The sequence below is a fragment of the Bacillus sp. EB600 genome (genome assembly GCF_024494385.1).
In the GTDB taxonomy this organism is placed as follows: domain Bacteria; phylum Bacillota; class Bacilli; order Bacillales; family Cytobacillaceae; genus JAEVLT01.
The window spans coordinates 66,995-86,898 of the sequence record NZ_JAEVLT010000008.1 but is presented as its reverse complement, the minus strand read 5'-3'; the positions used below and the strand labels follow the sequence as shown (position 1 = coordinate 86,898).

Genomic DNA, 19,904 nt, shown 5'->3' with positions numbered 1-19,904 from the left:
AAGCACTACCCTGTTCCAAACAGGGTTCTTTTTGTTTTAAAGATCAAATAGGATATTCTAAAATGGATTACGCATTATTACATTTCTCTAACAATCTTTTTTCAGATCCGTTTTTTTCTTATATTTTATAGTAGAATGGGTTGGTTAAGTCTGTAATTCTTTAATGGAGTGGTTAGCATGAAAATAGTGATTAGCGGCGGCGGAACTGGTGGACATATCTATCCCGCACTTGCCCTTATCAGGGAAATTCAAAAAAAAACAACCGATGCTGAATTTTTATATATTGGCACGAAAAGTGGTTTAGAGAGTACACTGGTCCCAAGAGAAAATATCCCTTTCAAATCTATACATATAACAGGCTTTAAGCGAAAGCTTTCATTTGATAACGTAAAAACCGTTTATCGGTTTTTTAAAGGGGTAAGGGACAGCAAGAAAATATTGAGGGAATTTAAAGCTGATGTTGTGATCGGCACCGGCGGCTATGTTTGTGGACCGGTTGTTTATGCAGCGTCTAAGCTAAAAATCCCGACGATCGTTCATGAACAGAATAGTGTTCCTGGTTTAACCAACAAATTTTTGAGCCGTTATGTAAATAAAATTGCGGTCTGCTTTGAAGAAGCAGAGGATTATTTTCCTAAAAGTAAAGTTGTCTTTACAGGTAATCCCCGAGCAACAGAGGTACTTGGGAAGGATGGAATTCGCGGTCGGCTATCGGTTGGATTAAGTACGACGGTTCCGACTGTGTTAATTTTTGGAGGAAGCCGGGGTGCAAGGCCAATCAATGAAGCAGTTGTAAAATCATTATCGGACTTTAGCAAAAAACCGTATCAGGTTCTCTATGTAACTGGCGATGTTCATTTTGAAGCTGTAGAAAAAGAAGCTGAGCTCGTTGGAAATCCACCCAATGTTATTATTAAACCATTTATCCATAATATGCCGGAAGTTCTGGCAGGTATTGATTTAGTTGTTTCGAGAGCAGGGGCAACGACACTTGCTGAATTAACTTCACTTGGGATCCCAAGCATACTAGTTCCAAGTCCGTATGTAACAAACAATCATCAGGAAAAGAATGCGCGTTCTTTAAGTGACCATGGTGCAGCTGAGCTGCTGCTGGAAGAAGATTTGAATTCTAAAAGCCTTGTAAAGCATATTGACATGATTTTACTGGACAAAGATAAACTTGCCGGAATGAAAACAAAAGCTAAAAAAATGGGTGTTCCTGATTCCGCACAAAGACTTTTTGAGGTTATAAAACAACTAATAAACGAAAAACGACAGTAGCCCAATTATTTTTCAAGCATAAATTAACATTAACTCACGTTTAGTAAGATAGGGAGGTTACTATGGAGGAAATAATAAAAGAATTACAAGCATTTAAGATTGGCAAGGTTAAGGAAAATGAACCCTTATCCCTGTATACGACAATTAAAATCGGCGGACCAGCAGATTTGCTTATTGAACCCTCCTCAATCGAAAGCTTAGAAAAGGTTATGGAAATTGTCCAAGCTCACAATCTTAGCTGGAGAGCAATTGGAAGAGGTTCAAACCTGCTGGTTTCAGATAAAGGGATCGATGGTGCGGTCATTCGTTTAGGCGCAGAATTAGGTGGAGTTGAAATAAACGGGAATGAAATTAAAGTTGGCAGCGGCTATTCACTCGTAAGTCTAGCAACAATGATCAGTAAAAAAGGCTTATCAGGACTGGAATTTGCTAGCGGAATTCCAGGATCAGTTGGCGGAGCCGTTTATATGAATGCCGGTGCGCATGGGTCGGATATCAGTAGAATTTTAACAAAGGCACATATCTTGTTTGAAGATGGAAAGATAGAATGGCTGTCGAACGAGGAAATGGACTTTTCTTATCGAACTTCAATCCTGCAAAAGAAGCGTCCGGGCATTGTGGTAGAAGCGATTTTCAAGTTGGTCGAAGGCGATCGGGCGGAAATTGTCGCGTCAATGCAAAAAAATAAAGATTATCGGAAAGAAACGCAGCCTTGGAATTATCCATGTGCAGGAAGTATCTTTCGTAACCCTCTTCCAAATTATGCGGGCAGGCTGATTGAGGATGCCGGATTAAAGGGCTTCTCAATTGGCGGAGCCAAGATTTCGGAATTGCATGGAAACTTCATCGTTAATTCTGGAAATGCCACAGCAAAAGACGTGCTGGCGGTTATTCAACATGTAAAGGATACCATTTATGATTTGTATCAAATAAAGATGGAAACCGAAGTGGAAGTTATCGGCAGAAAATAGCCGGAAATAAATCTCACTAATTACCAATAATGTGGTATAATTACTCATTATCAAATGATAATAAAGCAGGTAAAGTTGAATGACGGCATGATGATTCGTGCCGTTGTTTTCGGTTGATAAGAAATACCCCTAATTGGTATAAAATTCATGGACAAGCAGTGATGGGAGGGGAAATATGGAAAATAAAAATGTTGTTTCCCTTGAGGATCGAATTCCAAAGCTAAAACAGGAAAGACGCAAAAAGGCAAACAGAAGGCTGATTTTTCTTCTTTTCTTATTTTTTGCTCTTATCGTTGTTGTTGCCTATATTCAATCACCATTAAGCCGAATAAAGATTATAACTGTAAAAGGAAATGAATTTTATTCCAGTCAAGAAATTATTCAGAAGACAGGTCTTTCTACTAAAACAAATATTTGGACGGTAAAGAAACAGGCAATTTCAGCAAGTCTTGAGCAGCTGCCAGAAATCAAAAACGTTGATGTGAAGGTGAAATGGTTAAATTCGGTTGTGATCCAGATAACAGAACATAAAAAACTTGCTTACTTAAAGAAGAATTCTTTTTATTGTCCAGTTTTGGAAAACGGGACAATTTTGGAAAATAGAAAAACTGGTAAAGTACCGATCAATGCACCGATTTTAATGGGCTTTAAAGAAGGGGCAGTTCTCAACGAATTATTAGTGGAGATGGGAAAATTACCAAATGTTGTCCTTAATTCCGTTTCTGAAATTCATTACGCACCCAGGAAAACGGATCATTACCATATAACCTTATACATGAATGATGGTTTTGAAGTGAGTGCTACAATTAAAAGCTTTTCTGGAAAAATGGCACATTACCCTTCGATAATAAGTCAATTAGATCCCAATAAAAAAGGCATTATTGATTTAGAAGTAGGCTCGTATTTTAAAGCGTATGAACCAGCAAAAGGGGAGGAGCCAGTTGAAAAAGATAAGAGTACAAGGTAAGTATGTTGTTCTATCCTTTGTTTGCCTTGTTCTTGGGTATATGCTGGCTTTTTCTTATCATTTAAATCAGAAGGAAAATGAATCAACAGCATATAAACTATCTGATAAACAATGGGAAAAGACAATCGCACTTAGAAATCAACTTATTAACCAAGAAGAGACCAATCAAAAACTCCAAAAGGAATTGAATCAAAAGCAGGGAAAGGTTCTTGAAAATGAACAGGAGCTTTCAAAGGAAGCTCAGGTTTTCTATAACCTTGCCGATGATGCAGAAAAGTATCGGATGTTTTTAGGTCAAGTAAAGGTCCAGGGAAAAGGTGTGAAAGTTACCTTAGCTGATGGAGCTTATGATTCAAAGGATCCAAATGTAAACAATTATCTTGTTCACGAGATGCATGTTTTTAAAGTAGTGAATGAACTCTATATTTCAGGAGCTTCGGCTGTAGCCATTAATGGACAAAGATTATCAAGCCGTTCTTATATAGTTTGTAATGGACCGGTAATTACAGTAGATGGAAATGAATTCCCCGCTCCTTTTATTGTTACAGCAATTGGTGACCCGGATACATTATCTGCTGCATTAAACCTTACAGGTGGAGTTAAAGACCAATTGGTAAACGATAATATCGTCTTTACGCTTGAAAAGAAAGACGCTATTGTTTTAGATCCCATTCTGGGAGGTTAATGAAGGCATGCTCGCGTCCACAATAGGAAAAAGGATAAGGTAAGGCAGGGGGGAAAAGTGGACAAACAAAAGAAAAGATTTAGCTTTGTTGCCATAGCAGTTATCATCGGGTTTATGATAGCCGTGCAATTTCAAACTGTGAAAAAACCAGTTGAAAGGGATACAAGGGATATATGGCAGCTGCGTGAGGCACTGTTGAAGGAAAAAGAATTGCAGACAAATTTGTTGAAGGAAATCCGTTCAAACGATGAAAAAATAGCTTCATATGAATCGAAAAAAAAGCAAAGTAAAGAGGAAACGCTAAGAAAAACTTTACAGGAACTTAAAGTGGGGGCGGGGTTGACTCCTGTAACAGGGCCGGGAATCATTCTTAAAATAGAACCTGTCTACGAAAACATAAAACTGGGGGAGCCAGTGACAAAGATTATTTCCCCAGATCTTTTAAAGAGACTTTTAAATGATCTAAATATGTATGAAGCAAAATATGTTTCGATTGATGGACAACGGGTCATTAATACAACGGTCATTCGTGACATTAATTCTGAAACGAAGATTGATGGGCACTCAATCAAAGGTCTTCCCCTTGAGGTTAGAGTGATTGCAGATAATAAGCAAATAGCAGACAAGTTATATAACCGGATGAAAGGGTCAAAATCAACAGAGGAATTTTTTATTGATAATTTGCGGCTGACAATATCTCCACCAAATGAAAATGTGACAGTTCCCGCCTATGATAATCCATTACATATCCGTTTTATGGCTCCTGTGAAAGCTGGAAAAGGAGGCAGTTCTTAAATGTGGCTTCCAATCGTGGGGTTGATTGTTGGAATCATCCTCGGACTACTAACCGATATTAGAGTACCAGAAGAATATTCCAATTATTTATCGATTGCCGTACTGGCTGCCTTTGATACATTATTCGGAGGAATTAGGGCACAGTTGCAAAATATTTATGATGAAAAGGTTTTTGTTTCAGGATTCTTTTTTAATATTGGACTTGCAGCAAGTTTAGCTTTTCTAGGCGTTCATCTTGGTGTAGACTTGTACTTGGCGGCAGTTTTTGCATTTGGAGTCAGATTATTTCAAAATATTGCCGTGATCAGACGTATATTATTGACAAAATGGTCAACAAACAAAGAAAAATTAGAAAAAAAGTAATTTTTTTAAAGGGAATCATTTAGTTGTGACGAATATTTTTATAGGATAAGCGTAGAACGTGAATTGTTGTTCCTTTTAAGGAATGTTAAAGGAGGTGCCAAAGAATGAACAGCAATGAAATTTATGTTAGTCTTGACATCGGTACGTCCAGTGTAAAAGTAATCATTGGAGAAATGGTCAATGACACATTAAATATTATTGGCGTTGGTAATGTCAAGTCAGAAGGATTAAGAAAAGGGTCTATTGTTGATATAGATGAAACCGTTCATTCAATTAAAAAAGCGATTGAGCAGGCTGAACGAATGATTGGAATGGATATTAGCCAGGTTATTGTAGGAATACCTGGTATCCACGTTACACTTCAGCCCTGTCATGGTGTGGTAGCTGTTTCAAGTCAAAACCGGGAAATTACAAATGAAGATGTCACCCGAGTCATTGAAGCTGCACAAGTTGTCTCAATTCCACCGGAAAGAGAAATTATCGGTGTTGTTGCTAAACAATATATTGTTGATGGACTTGATGAAATAAATGACCCGCGCGGAATGATTGGCGTCCGTTTGGAAATGGAAGGAACAATTATTACTAGTTCTAAAACAATACTACATAATACACTCCGATGTGTAGAGCGAGCGGGCTTGGAGATTTTGGATATAGCTCTCCAGCCGCTTGCAGTAGGTTCTTTTGCATTATCGAAGGATGAGAAAAATCTAGGGGTTACTCTTCTTGATTTAGGCGGCGGGTCATCCACAATTGCTTATTTTGAACATGGACAGTTAAAGGCCACGAGCGTTATCCCAGTAGGCGGTGACCACATAACAAAGGATATTTCGATTGGTCTTCGGACCTCAACTGAGGATGCTGAAAAAATAAAAATAAAGCATGGACATGCTTTTTATGATGATGCATCTGAAGATGAAGTATTTAGTGTTCCAATTATTGGAAGTGATCAGCATCAGCAATTTAACCAACTAGAGATTTCTGATATTATTGAAGCAAGAATGGAAGAAATTTTTGAATTAGTTGCCCAAGAAATGAAACGATTAGGTATTCGTGATTTACCAGGAGGGTATGTTTTAACTGGTGGCGTTGCTAATATGCAAGGGGTACTTGAACTTGCCGAGGAGATTTTGCAAGCCAGAGTCCGTATAGCAGCTCCTGACTATATTGGTGTTAGAGAACCACAATATACAACAGCAGTAGGATTGATTAAACATGCCTACAAGAATGCTAGATTACCAGGGGGGCACTCCTTGGAACCATCACCTGTTACTGTTTCGGAACCGGTAGAAAAACGGGTTCCTAAGCAGCATCAGCAACCTAAAGCTAAGCCAGAAAAACATCCGGAAGAAAAAATGTCATCGAAAGTAAAAAAATTCCTTAGTACCTTTTTCGAATAATTATCAAAAAGAGCGTACAGGACGATCGATGAATTAGGAGGATTTGTCATGTTAGAGTTTGATACGAATTTAGATTCTCTTGCTACCATAAAAGTCATCGGGGTTGGCGGTGGTGGAAATAATGCGGTGAACCGAATGATCGAACATGGCGTTCAAGGTGTTGAGTTCATCGCAGTCAATACAGATGCTCAAGCATTAAACCTATCTAAGGCTGAAGTCAAGATGCAGATTGGTGCCAAATTGACCCGAGGTCTTGGAGCTGGAGCGAATCCTGAAGTTGGGAAAAAAGCAGCAGAAGAGAGTAAAGAACAACTTGAAGCAGCATTAAATGGTGCTGATATGGTATTCGTTACAGCTGGAATGGGCGGTGGAACAGGAACCGGAGCTGCGCCCGTAATTGCTCAAATTGCCCGTGATCTTGGGGCATTAACAGTTGGGGTTGTAACACGCCCGTTCACATTTGAAGGAAAAAAACGTGCCAATCAAGCCTCTGGTGGAATTGGATCAATGAAAGAGGCAGTTGATACGTTGATTGTCATTCCAAATGACCGCTTACTGGAAATTGTTGATAAAAGCACTCCAATGCTTGAAGCATTCCGTGAAGCGGATAATGTTCTCCGTCAAGGGGTGCAGGGTATTTCTGACTTAATTGCTACTCCAGGTCTAATTAACTTGGATTTTGCTGATGTCAAAACAATCATGTCAAGTAAAGGTTCTGCATTGATGGGAATCGGTGTTGCCTCTGGTGAAAATCGTGCTGTTGAAGCAGCGAAGAAAGCCGTTAGTTCACCTTTATTGGAAACCTCTATTGACGGTGCCCAAGGGATCTTAATGAATATTACCGGCGGAATGAATTTAAGCCTATACGAAGTTCAGGAGGCCGCGGATATTGTTGCGTCTGCATCTGACCAAGAGGTAAACATGATTTTTGGTTCCGTTATTAATGAAGGCCTTAAGGATGAAATCATTGTAACTGTAATTGCTACTGGTTTTAGAGAAGATGTGTCACAGCCTAAAATCACAAGACCAGCATTTGGTCAGGCCAAATCCAATATTGGTGCAATTAAAAGAGAGCCAAAACGAGAAGAACCACAGCAAGAACAACAACAACAGCGCACATCGTCGTCTGCATCCCAGGAAGATGCTTTGGACATCCCAACCTTCCTTCGAAACAGAAATCGGCGTCGTTAATTAAACATTATATAAGAATTTGATAAAGGCATAGCTCCGAATCGGGGCTGTGCCTTTTCGATTATTAGAACCAAAATTAAAAGACAAAATCCGAATAAATTTCCGTGATTTTGTTAACAGAAAATGACAGTATCAGCGCCATATATACGATATACTTTTCCCTAAACAGAATAGAAAATTGGTGATAAAGTTCAATGGAGATAAGATAATTGGCAGTTTCGTAAAGTGGAGGAAGCTTTTGATATGACTATTTATTTGGATGTCATTTGGTTGTTGAACTTTTTATTTGATAGCCTTCTCCTTTATTTAACAGCCCTGTTTCTAAAACGAACAATCCGAATATGGAGGCTGTTTGCGGGAGGATTTATTGGGTCAATGATCGTTATACTCGCATTTACACCTTTTAGCAGTATGACTAACCATCCGATTGCAAAGTTTATTTGTTCGGTCTTAATGATTCTTACCGTTTTCGGCTACCAAAGATGGCGTTTCTTTTTCAAAGGATTAATGACACTTTATTTGGCCACCTTTCTACTTGGGGGTGCACTTATTGGGGCTCATTATTTTATTCAATATGATTCCCAATTGACAACGAGGGTTATACTTTCGACTGTTAAAGGATTTGGTGATCCTATTAGTTGGTTGTTTGTGTTACTCGGATTTCCTGTGGCCTGGCATTTCTCGAAATCAAATGTAGAGAGTCTGGAAATGGTAAAAATACAATTTGAGCAAATTGTAGATGTAACCGTTACGATCAATGAAGATGTCCTCATTTTTAAAGGATTAGTTGATAGTGGGAACCAGTTATATGACCCGCTGTCAAAAATGCCTGTCATGTTTGTATCAATCAAAAATAAACTAGAAACAGTCGCAGAGCCGATAAAAACACTTGCTGGTGATTCAGAAGCAGTAATCATGGGCAGTTTAGAGATTCCGTCTGAATGGCAGAACAGGCTAAGAGTAGTCCCTTATAGTGTTGTAGGACAAGAAAGGCAGCTTATTGCAGCTATTAAGCCTGACCAGATTCTCATTACCAAGGAGGATGACCACTATCTATGTGAAAAAGGACTTGTGTCTTTTACCATGCAGCAGCTTTCTGCCGATAATTCTTTTGATTGTATTGTCCATCCCAAGATGCTGACAGGGCCGCGTCGCAGCAATGATACAGAGAAGGTAAGCTAATATTACTATACTCACGAAAAACCTAATTTAGAAGGAGGAACATTCATGAAAAAATGGCGGCTTCACTTATCTTACTTTTGGTACAAAATCCTTATAAAGCTTGGTATTAAAACCGATGAAGTTTTTTATATTGGCGGAAGTGAAGCATTGCCGCCTCCTTTAAGTAAAGATGAAGAAGAAATTTTATTAAAAAAACTTCCCAGTGGTGATAAGGCTGCCCGATCAATCTTAATTGAACGAAATTTAAGATTAGTCGTTTATATTGCGAGAAAGTTTGAAAATACTGGAATTAATATTGAAGACTTGATTAGTATTGGTACAATTGGTCTCATTAAAGCGGTCAATACCTTTAACCCGGAAAAGAAAATTAAGCTAGCTACATATGCTTCAAGATGTATTGAGAACGAAATACTCATGTATTTGCGAAGAAACAACAAGATTCGCTCAGAGGTATCCTTTGACGAACCGCTAAATATTGATTGGGATGGAAATGAACTTTTGTTATCTGATGTACTTGGAACAGATGAGGATATCATTACGAAGGATCTTGAGGCAAATGTTGACCGAAAGCTTCTAACAAAAGCATTACACCAATTATCAGATCGTGAAAAACAAATAATGGAGCTGCGTTTCGGTCTAGCGAATGGTGAGGAAAAGACCCAGAAGGATGTTGCCGATATGCTTGGTATTTCACAATCATATATTTCGAGACTAGAAAAAAGAATCATTAAAAGACTTCGTAAGGAGTTTAATAAAATGGTCTAATGAAAAAATATTTTTTTAAAATAAAAATAGCAATGTACTAGGAAATAATACCTTTTTTTATAATTTCCCGGGGCTTTATCCGGGAAGGACAAGTGCATATTTTTCCTTCTCAAGGAGATACTGTTTTTTGTACAGCAACTCCTATGAGGAGGGAAAAAAGATTGACTCGAAATAAAGTTGAAATTTGCGGTGTCGATACATCAAAACTTCCTGTTTTAAAGAACGAAGAAATGAGATTACTCTTCAAGCAAATGCAAGCGGGCGACGATACTAATGCCCGCGAGAAACTAGTCAACGGAAACCTGAGACTCGTTTTGAGTGTCATCCAACGATTTAACAATCGCGGCGAGTTTGTTGATGACCTGTTCCAGGTTGGCTGTATCGGACTTATGAAATCGATTGATAATTTTGATTTAGGTCAAAATGTAAAGTTTTCTACTTATGCTGTACCGATGATTATTGGAGAAATTAGGAGATACTTGCGTGATAATAATCCGATCCGCGTATCACGGTCACTGCGTGATATTGCCTATAAGGCATTGCAGGTCAGAGAACGGTTAATGAGTGAAACATCACGTGAACCGACTGCCGAAGAAATCGCTAAGGTCTTAGATGTTCCACATGAAGAAATTGTCTTTGCACTTGATGCCATTCAGGACCCTGTCTCTTTATTTGAACCCATATACAACGATGGGGGCGATCCGATTTATGTAATGGATCAATTAAGTGATGAACGAAATAAAGACACACATTGGATCGAGGAGTTAGCATTAAAAGAGGGTATGCGAAGATTAAATGACCGAGAAAAGCTAATTCTCCGAAAACGATTTTTTCAAGGAAAAACGCAAATGGAAGTCGCGGATGAAATCGGTATTTCTCAAGCTCAAGTTTCAAGACTTGAAAAAGCAGCCATTAGACAAATGAATAAGAATATCCAAAGCTAAAGCTGCCCTAAAGGGCAGCTTTATTTTTTTGATAAAGGTGTTTTTAAAGAGAAGGCATCATATATTTTCAATAGTAAATATTTCTGGAGGTTACCAATGGTAAAAATATCTGAATTTCAAATAAAAGATGTTGTAAATGTATCAGATGGGAAGAAGCTTGGAAATATTGGTGATATTGATATTAATTTGACAACCGGAAAAATTGAAGCCATTGTTATTTCAAGAAGTGGAAGAGTGCTCGGCTTTTTTGGTAAGGATGAAGATATCGTCCTTCCTTGGCGAAACATTCTTAAGATTGGTGAAGACGTCATTTTAGTTAAGTACAATGGGATTGGTCAAGAACCAACGGATGATTAACGTTGTATATGACAATAACCATTTTTTCGTAAATTATGGTAGACTAGAGGAAAACATGAAGAGGTAGATAAATGGAGCCGTTTGTATTACAAAAGAAGTCCCATTTTTTTATAAAAAATTGGACGGATCAATTTGCGAATTTAGTCGCCGGAATTACGACGAAAATGGATGGATACAGCCAAGACGAATTTACTAGTCTTAATCTTGGCTTTCATGTTGGAGATTACCTTTCCGCTGTTTGCGCAAACCGAAACAAAGTGGCAGAAGATTTAAATTTCCCGTTAAACAATTGGGTAGGAGCAGAACAGACCCATGATAATCAGATTAGGAAAGTTACGAGAGCAGACAGGGGAAGGGGCTCCAACCGTTACGATACTTCCTTTCAGGGAACGGATGGTTTTTATACGGATGAAAAAGGAATATTGTTAACATTATGCTATGCAGATTGTGTCCCTCTTTTATTTATAGCTCCAGAACAAGGAATGATTGGAGCTGCCCACGCAGGCTGGAAAGGGACTGTCAAACAAATCGCAGCAAAAATGATTGGGCTTTGGGGGATGGAAGGAATTCTTCCTGAACATATTTTTGTCTCAATTGGCCCTTCAATTTGTAAAAAATGTTATATTGTAGATAAACGTGTTATCGATTTAGTCCAAAATATACTAGTAGATGTCGAAGAAAAACCATATAATTTAGTAAAAGATGCAGAATACTGTTTAGATTTACGTGAAGTAAACCGACTGGTGTTGCAAAAAGCCGGGGTTCCTGAACAAAATATATCAATGTCCGGGTATTGCTCCAGCTGTGATCAAGATGAATTTTTCTCACATCGCCGCGACCAAGGTCGAACAGGAAGAATGGTAAGCTTTATTGGCTGGAAGGAGGATTCTTGTCGTTTATGAAAGTTGCTGTAAACCTTGAAATAATTAAACAACAAATAAATGAGGCTTGTCAGAAAGCAAATCGAAACCCAGAGGATGTAAGAATGATTGCCGTCACGAAGTACGTAAGTATCGAAAGGGCTGAGGAAGCTCTCGAAGCTGGTCTTACGGATCTTGGCGAAAATCGTGATGAAGGACTGCTTGCAAAGTGGGAGGTCCTTAAGGACAAGCCTGTATGGCATTTTATAGGCTCACTACAGACCCGAAAGGTAAAAAATATAATTAACATAGTAGATTATATCCATTCCTTAGACCGTTTGTCCCTTGCCGAAGAAATTAACAAACGTGCTAGCAAACAAATGAAATGTTTCGTTCAGGTGAATGTTTCCGGTGAGGCATCAAAGCATGGAATGGACCCAATTGAAGTGATTCCTTTTATTAAACAGCTGCACAGCTTAGAAAATATTCAGATTGCCGGTTTAATGACAATGGCCCCGCACACAAATGATCAGGGTGTCCTCCGGAGTTGTTTTCGACAATTAAAGGAGCTTAGGGACGAAGTTCAAGCGCTGAATTTAGATTATGCCCCTTGCAAGGAGCTATCCATGGGAATGTCGAACGATTTTTCGATAGCTATTGAAGAGGGTGCAACGATGGTGAGAATTGGGACAGCCCTTGTCGGTGAAGATGATTAGGAGGCGATAAAAAGGTGAGTATAAAATCAAAATTTAAAACATTTTTCTTTTTAGATGATGAATATGATGATCATAATGAGGAATATGAAGAAGAGCTTGAACCTGCTGTAAAACAGCAAAAACAACCTGTGAAACCGCAAAATGTCGTCAGCTTGCAAAGTGTGCAAAAATCATCAAAGGTCATTTTAATTGAACCACGCGTTTATGCTGAAGCACAGGAGATCGCGGACCATTTAAAGAGCCGTCGGGCAGTTATTGTCAATCTGCAGCGAATTGAGCATGATCAGGCCAAACGAATTGTCGATTTCTTGAGTGGTACGGTCTATGCAATCGGTGGAGATATCCAAAAAGTAGGCTCGAGCATTTTCCTCTGTACACCTGACAATGTTGAAATTTCAGGCAACATCTCTGAGCTTATTAAAGAACAAGATTTTCAAGATACGAGGTGGTAAATTAGAATGAATACAGTATTTAATTTGTTAGTTGATGTTATTAATGTCTATTACTATGCGTTAATTATTTATATCTTAATGTCGTGGTTCCCTAATGCAAGGAATTCTGCCATTGGGCAATTTTTTTCAAGAATTTGTGAGCCATATCTTGAACCCTTCCGAAAAATTATTCCTCCGCTTGGAATGATTGATATTTCTCCAATCGTCGCGATTTTCGTACTTCGATTTGCAGTTAGTGGACTTGGCCAGCTCTTTAACTGGATCGTGTAGTTTTTTCACGAAGTATATTTAAACTGAATATAGAGCGTGCACCTCTGTATTTCTGCTATGCAAAAGATAGGGATGCATAATTTTTGACTTTGATCTAGCTCCATCGCCCAGCGACTAGTGTACTTCGCTCACCTCCATACGATAAGTCAAGCACGAATGCGCTTACGCTCTTCGTGTTTCCTTTATCTCATACGGTGCGCTCCAGTCCATACGTCGATAAACGGGCGCTTCCGCTTTTCTATGAAGGAGAAATAGTTACATGAATATCTATCAACACTTCCGTCCGGAAGAAAAGGAATTTATTGACCAGGTGCTAAGTTGGAGAGACTTTGTTGACACCACTTATACTCCAAAATTGACGGATTTCCTTGATCCACGAGAACAGCACATTATGAAAGTGTTAATTGGTGAACATTCTGATGTGAAATGTGAATTTTTTGGTGGCGGTGTGTACACAGAAAGACAAAGAGCGATTCTGATGCGGGACTATGAAAAAGCTAATCAAGAAGATTTTCACATTAGCTTATTTGAAATTGACTACCCAACAAAGTTCATTTCAATTGAACACAGGCAAGTGTTGGGGACATTAATGTCAGTTGGTTTAAGGCGGGGTAAGTTTGGTGATATCCTGTTTGCAGAAAAACGTATTCAATTTTTTGTCTGCGAGGATGTAAATAGTTATCTTTGTGCACAGATCCAGGCAATTGGGAAGGCAGCAGTTTCGTTAACAAAGGTGGAACTTGACGAAGCTATTCCATCCAACGTGCTCTATGAAGAGGATACGATAACGGTTTCTTCATTAAGATTGGATACTGCTCTATCAGGTATTCATCATTTATCCCGGCAAAAATCGCAAGTGTTAATTGGGCAAGGGCTCGTGAAAGTCAATTGGCAGATGATTGAAAATCCTTCGTTTGAATGTCAAACGGGTGATTTGATTTCAACAAGGGGCTATGGCCGGGTGAAAATCTTGTCAATTGACGGAAAGACAAAAAAAGAAAAATGGCGAATAACAATTGGTATACAAAAATAATATCTTTTTACTGCAGGAATTTAATGAACTTTGTCGAATGTCTATATATACATATGGTTTCTGATAAATGATTATGGAGGTGGCATAATGCCATTAACGCCGTTAGATATACACAATAAAGAATTTAATAAAGGCTTTAGAGGATACGATGAAGATGAGGTAAATGAATTTCTTGATCAAGTCATTAAGGACTATGAATTAGTTCTGCGCGATAAAAAAGAATTAGAAGAAAAGTTAACTGAAATGAAAGACCGTTTAAGTCATTTTACCAATATTGAAGAAACATTAAATAAATCGATCGTGATTGCTCAGGAAGCTGGCGAAGAGGTAAAACGCAATGCACAAAAAGAAGCAAAGCTGATCATCAAAGAAGCAGAAAAAAATGCGGACCGGATTGTGAATGAGTCACTTTCAAGGGCAAGAAAAATTGCACTTGAAATAGAGGAATTGAAAAAGCAATCAAAAGTATTTAGGACCCGCTTTAAAATGCTTGTCGAGGCACAGCTTGATCTGTTAAATAATGATGATTGGGACCATTTACTTGAATATGAAATTGACTCCACAGAACTCAAAGCAACGGAAACGGAAGATTCATTAGCTTGACGATTTTGGTTATTTCGCATATAATTTTTTAAATAATAGAATTGAATGGATATTGACGTTGAAAGGGACAGTACAATTTTTAATAACTTTTTGGCAGCGAATCGGGAATGGTGTGAGCCCGAAAAAAGTTAGAAAATTGGAAGATCACCCTGGAGTTCCAAGCTGAAACCAGTTAAGAGAGTAAGCTTTGGCGAGTTGTTCACGTTACGAATGGTCTTAAGAGGATGGTAAACTTATGCTTGCCGTCTATCAGGGTGGTACCGCGGGAACAAACCTTCTCGTCCCTATTTTGGGATGAGAAGGTTTTTTTATTTGCTTTTCCGTCTATTCTAGTAAGTAGTGACATACAGGAGGAAGAAAAAATGGAGTATAAAGATACGTTATTAATGCCGAAAACTGATTTTCCAATGCGCGGAAACCTTCCGCAAAGAGAACCGGATATTCAGGCAAAATGGGAAGAAATGAATATTTATCAAAAAGTGCAAGAGCGGACAAAAGGCCGCCCAATGTTTGTTCTTCATGATGGTCCTCCATATGCGAATGGCGATATTCATATGGGGCATGCCTTAAATAAAATTTTAAAAGACTTTATCGTTCGCTTTAAATCAATGACTGGATATCATGCTCCATATGTACCAGGATGGGATACACACGGTCTTCCAATTGAGCAGGCTTTAACGAATAAGGGTGTGAAGCGGAAGGAAATGCCCGTTGCTGAGTTCCGAAAGCTTTGCGAAGAATATGCTCTTAAGCAAGTTGAGAACCAGCGGACACAATTTAAACGCCTTGGTGTACGCGGTGATTGGGAAAATCCATATATTACGTTAAAACCAGCCTATGAGGCACAACAAATTAAAGTCTTCGGGGAAATGGCCAAGAAAGGTTATATTTACAAAGGCAAAAAGCCGGTTTATTGGTCGCCTTCAAGTGAATCTGCACTTGCTGAAGCCGAAATTGAATATAAAGATATACGTTCTGCGTCTATTTACGTTGCATTTAAGGTGAAAGATGGCAAAGGTGAGCTTGATACGGATACAGAGATTGTTATTTGGACAACAACACCATGGACAATTCCTGCAAACCTTGGGATTTCTGTCCACCCAGACTTTACTTATGTGGTTGTGAAGGTAAATGGTCATAAGTACTTAGTAGCGGAAGAGTTATTGGAATCTGTGACCAATGAAATTGGCTGGGAAAATCCAGAGGTTGTCCAAAAGGTAAAAGGATCAAACCTTGATAAGATTATTGCTGAACATCCATTATATGGCCGTGATTCGCTTGTTATGCTTGGCGAGCATGTAACAACTGATGCCGGAACAGGCTGTGTTCACACTGCCCCAGGACATGGGGAAGATGACTTTTATGTTGGCCAGAAATACGGATTAGATGTCCTCTGCCCAGTTGACGATAAAGGCTGTATGACCGAGGAAGCCCCGGGTTTTGAAGGTTTATTCTACGATAAAGCCAATAAACCAATTACCGAGGCATTGGAGAGTGCAGGTGCGCTTTTAAAGCTTTCCTTCTTTACGCACTCCTATCCACATGACTGGAGAACGAAAAAGCCTGTTATTTTTAGAGCAACATCACAGTGGTTTGCATCGATTAAAGACTTCCGTGATGAACTGCTTATCGCGGTGAAGGAAACAAAGTGGGTACCAGCGTGGGGAGAAACCCGGCTATTTAATATGGTTCGCGACAGAGGAGATTGGTGTATTTCCCGTCAAAGAGCATGGGGCGTACCAATTCCAGTCTTTTATGGTGAAAATGGTGAAGCCATTATAAACGATGAAACCATTAATCATGTTTCTGATTTGTTCCGTGAACATGGCTCCAACATTTGGTTCCAACGGGAGGCAAAAGATCTACTGCCAGCAGGATTTACACATCCAAGCAGTCCAAATGGGATCTTTACGAAAGAAACTGATATTATGGATGTTTGGTTTGACTCAGGTTCTTCCCATCAAGCAGTTTTAGAAGAAAGAGAAGACTTACAGCGGCCTGCTGACCTGTATCTTGAAGGATCAGACCAATATCGCGGATGGTTTAATTCTTCTTTATCGACTGGGGTTGCCGTAACAGGGAAAGCACCATATAAAGGCGTGTTAAGTCATGGCTTTGCTCTTGACGGAGAAGGCAGGAAAATGAGTAAATCACTTGGTAACGTTGTTGTACCGGCTAAAGTAATGAATCAACTCGGTGCTGATATTTTACGCCTGTGGGTTGCTTCGGTTGATTATCAGGCAGATGTGCGCGTTTCTGATGCGATTCTTAAACAGGTTGCTGAGGTTTACCGGAAGATCCGTAATACTTACCGGTTCCTGCTTGGAAACCTAGCGGACTTTTCTCCAGAGAAGGATGCTGTCGGATATGATGACTTACGTGAAGTTGATCAATTCATGCTTGTTAAATTAAATAAATTAATTAAAAATGTCCGAAATGCTTATGAAAATTACGAGTATGCTGTTATTTATCATGAAGTAAATAATTTCTGCACGCTCGATTTAAGTGCTTTTTATTTGGATTTTGCAAAAGATGTCCTTTATATTGAGGCAAAAGACAATCATGAACGCCGCTCAATCCAAACTGTTTTATTTGAATCATTATTGACTTTGACCAAATTGACTGCCCCAATTCTTGCCCATACAGCAGATGAGGTCTGGAAATTTATTCCTTCCGTTCAAGAGGAAAGTGTCCAATTAACTGATATGCCTGAGTATCAGGAATTTAAAAATGCTCCAGAACTTGAGGAAAAATGGAGTGCATTTTTAAGGCTTCGTGATGATGTATTAAAAGCGCTTGAAGAGGCAAGAAATCAAAAAGTGATTGGAAAATCGTTAAATGCCAAAGTGACATTATATGTAAGCGAAAAAACTGGTAAGCTTCTTGATACGATTCAAGAAAGCGTGAAGCAGTTATTTATCGTTTCCGACTTTGAGGTTGCCGGTACCTATGAAGATGCACCGGAGAATGCCTTGAAACTAGAAACAGCAGCAATCGTGATTACGAAAGCAGAAGGCGAAACTTGTGAGAGATGCTGGACCGTAACCCCTGAGGTTGGTAAAGTCAAAGAGTACCCAACACTATGCCATCGCTGTGCGGAGGTAGTAAAAGAAAACTACTCCCATTTAGCATAGAAAATTCATTGCACCAAAGAGGATGACTTTCTTATCAAAGTCATCCTCTTTTTTTTGTAAAAAAACCCTTCTTGACTAATTGTTGTTGTGACTGTCAAATGTTTATCGGTGTCTGTTGGTACTGATCGGAGATAATAAAATAAAATAATCATACGGAGGTAACAACATGGATGCAATGCACGAAATGCTGTATGAAGAACTCCGTCAATCAGAAAAAGAAGTTTTACATTCACTGGAAAAGAAAAATCATGACCAACAATTAACATTAATTTTTGAGGAAGAACTTGCTGATATTCGTTCAGCAATTGAAAAAGTAAAGAATGGAAATTTTGGATTATGTGAAATATCGGGAGAATTAATTCCAGGAGAACTGTTAAAATCATTACCAACCTTAAAGTCAATAAATGATTTGAGCAATTTGGAAAACTATTACCGAAAACCACTTCATTTTTAGTGTAAGATTGTCGTTATCATCAAGAGTATGCTAAAATGCTAAGGAAGTAACGCGTAGATGTGGAGGTTTTCTTAGTGTTTTATTACCTTATTGCAATTTTGATTATTTTATTAGATCAAATTACAAAGTGGCTCATTGTAAGCAGAATGGAGTTTGGCGATAGTATAACGATCATTAATAATTTTCTTTATATTACCTCGCATCGTAACAGTGGAGCGGCTTGGGGTATTTTGCAAGGACAAATGTGGCTTTTTTATGTAATTACGCTTATTGTTATTTTTGCGATTATTTTTTATATGCAAAAGGCAGCAAGGGGTAAATGGCTGCTTGGTGTTTCTCTCGGATTCATGCTAGGCGGTGCAATTGGTAACTTCATCGACCGCGTTGTCCGCAAGGAAGTCGTCGACTTTATTCATACTTTTATATTTGGTTATAATTTTCCTGTTTTTAATATTGCAGATTCAGCTCTTTGCATTGGTGTAGTACTATTAATGATTGTGATGCTGCGAGATGAGAGAGAAACAAAGGAGAAATCTTATGGAGAAAATGGAACACATCATTCTTGAAGAACAAAAAGGAGACAGAATAGATAAAGCTGTATCCACTTTTAATTCAGAATGGTCACGGACACAAGTGCAGCAATGGATTAAAGACGAGCATGTGCTTGTTAATGGAAAGCCTGTTAAAACGAATTATAAATGTGCATTCAATGATAAAATCGAAATCGTCATTCCTGACCCTGAAGTGCTTGACGTTCTTCCGGAAGAAATGAATTTAGATATTTATTTTGAAGATAAAGATGTCTTGGTTGTAAATAAGCCGCGTGGGATGGTTGTTCACCCTGCACCGGGGCATTTGACTGGTACACTTGTCAACGGTTTAATGGCTCATTGCAAGGACCTATCTGGTATTAATGGGGTACTGAGACCAGGAATAGTTCATCGAATCGATAAAGATACCTCTGGGTTGTTAATGGTTGCCAAAAACGATATGGCACATGAAAGTCTTGTTAATCAGCTTGTTGCAAAAACAGTGACGAGAAAATACAAGGCGATTGCTCATGGTCTTATTCCCCATGATTTTGGAACAATTGATGCACCGCTGGGACGGGATCCAAAAGATCGCCAGAGTATGACTGTAGTGGATGAAGGAAAACATGCAGTCACTCATTTCCATGTGCTGGAACGGTTTAATGCGTTTACTTTTGTTGAATGTCAATTAGAAACAGGCCGAACCCACCAAATTCGTGTTCATATGAAATACATTGGCTATCCTCTTGCGGGGGACCCAAAATACGGACCGAGAAAAACGCTTGATATTAATGGACAAGCATTGCATGCCGGAGTGCTCGGGTTTACTCATCCAAGGAGCGGCGAGTATATGGAATTTGAGGCACCACTCCCAGCCGACTTTGAGCATTTGCTTGATCAGTTGCGAAAATAACCATTGACACCTCGAACAATGTACAGTAAACTAACTATAGT

22 protein-coding genes and 1 other annotated feature are annotated in these 19,904 nt (G+C 38.8%); all 22 genes read left to right on the top strand.

Going from position 1 to position 19,904, the window contains the following annotated elements:
* Positions 1 to 177 precede the first annotated feature (177 nt).
* The 22 genes from murG to JN080_RS10820 all read left to right on the top strand — a co-directional run bounded on the left by murG (position 178) and on the right by JN080_RS10820 (position 19,863).
* Complete coding sequence (gene murG, locus JN080_RS10925) at positions 178 to 1,281, top strand: undecaprenyldiphospho-muramoylpentapeptide beta-N-acetylglucosaminyltransferase (RefSeq protein WP_256236026.1); 1,104 nt, start codon at positions 178 to 180, stop codon at positions 1,279 to 1,281.
* Positions 1,282 to 1,343: 62 nt separating this feature from the next.
* Positions 1,344 to 2,252, top strand: coding sequence for a UDP-N-acetylmuramate dehydrogenase (murB, locus tag JN080_RS10920; protein WP_256236025.1), 909 nt, complete (start codon positions 1,344 to 1,346; stop codon positions 2,250 to 2,252).
* A 175-nt stretch (positions 2,253 to 2,427) separates the two neighbouring features.
* The gene (locus JN080_RS10915; protein WP_256236024.1) at positions 2,428 to 3,219 is read left to right on the top strand and encodes a cell division protein FtsQ/DivIB; all 792 of its coding nucleotides are present in this window, start codon (positions 2,428 to 2,430) and stop codon (positions 3,217 to 3,219) included.
* The gene (locus tag JN080_RS10910; RefSeq protein WP_256236023.1) at positions 3,167 to 3,904 is read left to right on the top strand and encodes a DUF881 domain-containing protein; all 738 of its coding nucleotides are present in this window, start codon (positions 3,167 to 3,169) and stop codon (positions 3,902 to 3,904) included. Before JN080_RS10915 ends, JN080_RS10910 begins: the two co-directional genes overlap by 53 nt.
* A gap of 57 nt (positions 3,905 to 3,961) precedes the next feature.
* Positions 3,962 to 4,699 carry a DUF881 domain-containing protein gene (locus JN080_RS10905; protein WP_256236022.1) on the top strand — a complete coding sequence of 246 codons (738 nt, stop codon included), beginning with the start codon at positions 3,962 to 3,964 and terminating at the stop codon, positions 4,697 to 4,699.
* Positions 4,700 to 5,062, top strand: a complete 363-nt coding sequence (locus tag JN080_RS10900) for a small basic family protein (RefSeq protein ID WP_256236021.1) — start codon at positions 4,700 to 4,702, stop codon at positions 5,060 to 5,062. It abuts the gene before it with no gap.
* A gap of 104 nt (positions 5,063 to 5,166) precedes the next feature.
* Positions 5,167 to 6,459, top strand: a complete 1,293-nt coding sequence (gene ftsA / locus JN080_RS10895; protein WP_256236020.1) for a cell division protein FtsA — start codon at positions 5,167 to 5,169, stop codon at positions 6,457 to 6,459.
* Between the two features lie 48 nt (positions 6,460 to 6,507).
* Positions 6,508 to 7,650, top strand: a complete 1,143-nt coding sequence (gene ftsZ, locus JN080_RS10890) for a cell division protein FtsZ (RefSeq protein WP_256236019.1) — start codon at positions 6,508 to 6,510, stop codon at positions 7,648 to 7,650.
* Positions 7,651 to 7,893: 243 nt separating this feature from the next.
* On the top strand, positions 7,894 to 8,832 hold the full coding sequence (gene spoIIGA, locus JN080_RS10885) for a sigma-E processing peptidase SpoIIGA (protein WP_256236018.1): 939 nt from the start codon (positions 7,894 to 7,896) through the stop codon (positions 8,830 to 8,832).
* A 45-nt stretch (positions 8,833 to 8,877) separates the two neighbouring features.
* On the top strand, positions 8,878 to 9,597 hold the full coding sequence (gene sigE / locus JN080_RS10880; RefSeq protein ID WP_256236017.1) for an RNA polymerase sporulation sigma factor SigE: 720 nt from the start codon (positions 8,878 to 8,880) through the stop codon (positions 9,595 to 9,597).
* A gap of 161 nt (positions 9,598 to 9,758) precedes the next feature.
* Complete coding sequence (gene sigG / locus JN080_RS10875; protein WP_256236016.1) at positions 9,759 to 10,541, top strand: RNA polymerase sporulation sigma factor SigG; 783 nt, start codon at positions 9,759 to 9,761, stop codon at positions 10,539 to 10,541.
* 96 nt (positions 10,542 to 10,637) lie between these two features.
* Positions 10,638 to 10,898, top strand: coding sequence for a YlmC/YmxH family sporulation protein (locus JN080_RS10870; RefSeq protein WP_256236015.1), 261 nt, complete (start codon positions 10,638 to 10,640; stop codon positions 10,896 to 10,898).
* A gap of 71 nt (positions 10,899 to 10,969) precedes the next feature.
* Entirely contained in the window at positions 10,970 to 11,800 is an 831-nt protein-coding gene (pgeF, locus tag JN080_RS10865) for a peptidoglycan editing factor PgeF (RefSeq protein WP_256236014.1), read from the top strand.
* Positions 11,797 to 12,474: a YggS family pyridoxal phosphate-dependent enzyme gene (locus JN080_RS10860; protein ID WP_256236013.1), complete on the top strand. Its 678-nt coding sequence runs from the start codon at positions 11,797 to 11,799 to the stop codon at positions 12,472 to 12,474. Before pgeF ends, JN080_RS10860 begins: the two co-directional genes overlap by 4 nt.
* Before the next feature lie 14 nt (positions 12,475 to 12,488).
* Positions 12,489 to 12,926 carry a cell division protein SepF gene (locus tag JN080_RS10855; protein ID WP_256236012.1) on the top strand — a complete coding sequence of 146 codons (438 nt, stop codon included), beginning with the start codon at positions 12,489 to 12,491 and terminating at the stop codon, positions 12,924 to 12,926.
* Between the two features lie 6 nt (positions 12,927 to 12,932).
* The gene (locus tag JN080_RS10850; RefSeq protein WP_256236011.1) at positions 12,933 to 13,196 is read left to right on the top strand and encodes a YggT family protein; all 264 of its coding nucleotides are present in this window, start codon (positions 12,933 to 12,935) and stop codon (positions 13,194 to 13,196) included.
* A gap of 259 nt (positions 13,197 to 13,455) precedes the next feature.
* Positions 13,456 to 14,229: a YlmH family RNA-binding protein gene (locus JN080_RS10845; protein WP_256236009.1), complete on the top strand. Its 774-nt coding sequence runs from the start codon at positions 13,456 to 13,458 to the stop codon at positions 14,227 to 14,229.
* A gap of 87 nt (positions 14,230 to 14,316) precedes the next feature.
* Positions 14,317 to 14,832 carry a DivIVA domain-containing protein gene (locus JN080_RS10840; RefSeq protein WP_256236008.1) on the top strand — a complete coding sequence of 172 codons (516 nt, stop codon included), beginning with the start codon at positions 14,317 to 14,319 and terminating at the stop codon, positions 14,830 to 14,832.
* A 49-nt stretch (positions 14,833 to 14,881) separates the two neighbouring features.
* Positions 14,882 to 15,121 (top strand) — a binding site (T-box leader).
* A gap of 73 nt (positions 15,122 to 15,194) precedes the next feature.
* Positions 15,195 to 17,966: an isoleucine--tRNA ligase gene (ileS, locus tag JN080_RS10835; RefSeq protein WP_256236007.1), complete on the top strand. Its 2,772-nt coding sequence runs from the start codon at positions 15,195 to 15,197 to the stop codon at positions 17,964 to 17,966.
* Between the two features lie 166 nt (positions 17,967 to 18,132).
* The gene (locus tag JN080_RS10830) at positions 18,133 to 18,420 is read left to right on the top strand and encodes a hypothetical protein (protein ID WP_256236006.1); all 288 of its coding nucleotides are present in this window, start codon (positions 18,133 to 18,135) and stop codon (positions 18,418 to 18,420) included.
* 74 nt (positions 18,421 to 18,494) lie between these two features.
* Entirely contained in the window at positions 18,495 to 18,986 is a 492-nt protein-coding gene (gene lspA, locus JN080_RS10825; protein WP_256236005.1) for a signal peptidase II, read from the top strand.
* Positions 18,958 to 19,863 (top strand): RluA family pseudouridine synthase, encoded by a 906-nt coding sequence (locus tag JN080_RS10820; RefSeq protein ID WP_256236004.1) that lies wholly within the window; start codon positions 18,958 to 18,960, stop codon positions 19,861 to 19,863. Before lspA ends, JN080_RS10820 begins: the two co-directional genes overlap by 29 nt.
* The last annotated feature ends 41 nt before the right edge of the window (positions 19,864 to 19,904 follow it).

What these genes read in the sequence shown, in the direction of transcription:
- murG (WP_256236026.1), top strand. Translation starts at nt 178, where the DNA reads ATGAAAATAGTGATTAGCGGCGGCGGAACTGGTGGACATATCTATCCC.
- murB (WP_256236025.1), top strand. Translation starts at nt 1,344, where the DNA reads ATGGAGGAAATAATAAAAGAATTACAAGCATTTAAGATTGGCAAGGTT.
- JN080_RS10915 (WP_256236024.1), top strand. Translation starts at nt 2,428, where the DNA reads ATGGAAAATAAAAATGTTGTTTCCCTTGAGGATCGAATTCCAAAGCTA.
- JN080_RS10910 (WP_256236023.1), top strand. Translation starts at nt 3,167, where the DNA reads ATGAACCAGCAAAAGGGGAGGAGCCAGTTGAAAAAGATAAGAGTACAA.
- JN080_RS10900 (WP_256236021.1), top strand. Translation starts at nt 4,700, where the DNA reads ATGTGGCTTCCAATCGTGGGGTTGATTGTTGGAATCATCCTCGGACTA.
- ftsA (WP_256236020.1), top strand. Translation starts at nt 5,167, where the DNA reads ATGAACAGCAATGAAATTTATGTTAGTCTTGACATCGGTACGTCCAGT.
- ftsZ (WP_256236019.1), top strand. Translation starts at nt 6,508, where the DNA reads ATGTTAGAGTTTGATACGAATTTAGATTCTCTTGCTACCATAAAAGTC.
- spoIIGA (WP_256236018.1), top strand. Translation starts at nt 7,894, where the DNA reads ATGACTATTTATTTGGATGTCATTTGGTTGTTGAACTTTTTATTTGAT.
- sigE (WP_256236017.1), top strand. Translation starts at nt 8,878, where the DNA reads ATGAAAAAATGGCGGCTTCACTTATCTTACTTTTGGTACAAAATCCTT.
- JN080_RS10870 (WP_256236015.1), top strand. Translation starts at nt 10,638, where the DNA reads ATGGTAAAAATATCTGAATTTCAAATAAAAGATGTTGTAAATGTATCA.
- pgeF (WP_256236014.1), top strand. Translation starts at nt 10,970, where the DNA reads ATGGAGCCGTTTGTATTACAAAAGAAGTCCCATTTTTTTATAAAAAAT.
- JN080_RS10860 (WP_256236013.1), top strand. Translation starts at nt 11,797, where the DNA reads ATGAAAGTTGCTGTAAACCTTGAAATAATTAAACAACAAATAAATGAG.
- JN080_RS10850 (WP_256236011.1), top strand. Translation starts at nt 12,933, where the DNA reads ATGAATACAGTATTTAATTTGTTAGTTGATGTTATTAATGTCTATTAC.
- JN080_RS10845 (WP_256236009.1), top strand. Translation starts at nt 13,456, where the DNA reads ATGAATATCTATCAACACTTCCGTCCGGAAGAAAAGGAATTTATTGAC.
- JN080_RS10840 (WP_256236008.1), top strand. Translation starts at nt 14,317, where the DNA reads ATGCCATTAACGCCGTTAGATATACACAATAAAGAATTTAATAAAGGC.
- ileS (WP_256236007.1), top strand. Translation starts at nt 15,195, where the DNA reads ATGGAGTATAAAGATACGTTATTAATGCCGAAAACTGATTTTCCAATG.
- JN080_RS10830 (WP_256236006.1), top strand. Translation starts at nt 18,133, where the DNA reads ATGGATGCAATGCACGAAATGCTGTATGAAGAACTCCGTCAATCAGAA.
- JN080_RS10820 (WP_256236004.1), top strand. Translation starts at nt 18,958, where the DNA reads ATGGAGAAAATGGAACACATCATTCTTGAAGAACAAAAAGGAGACAGA.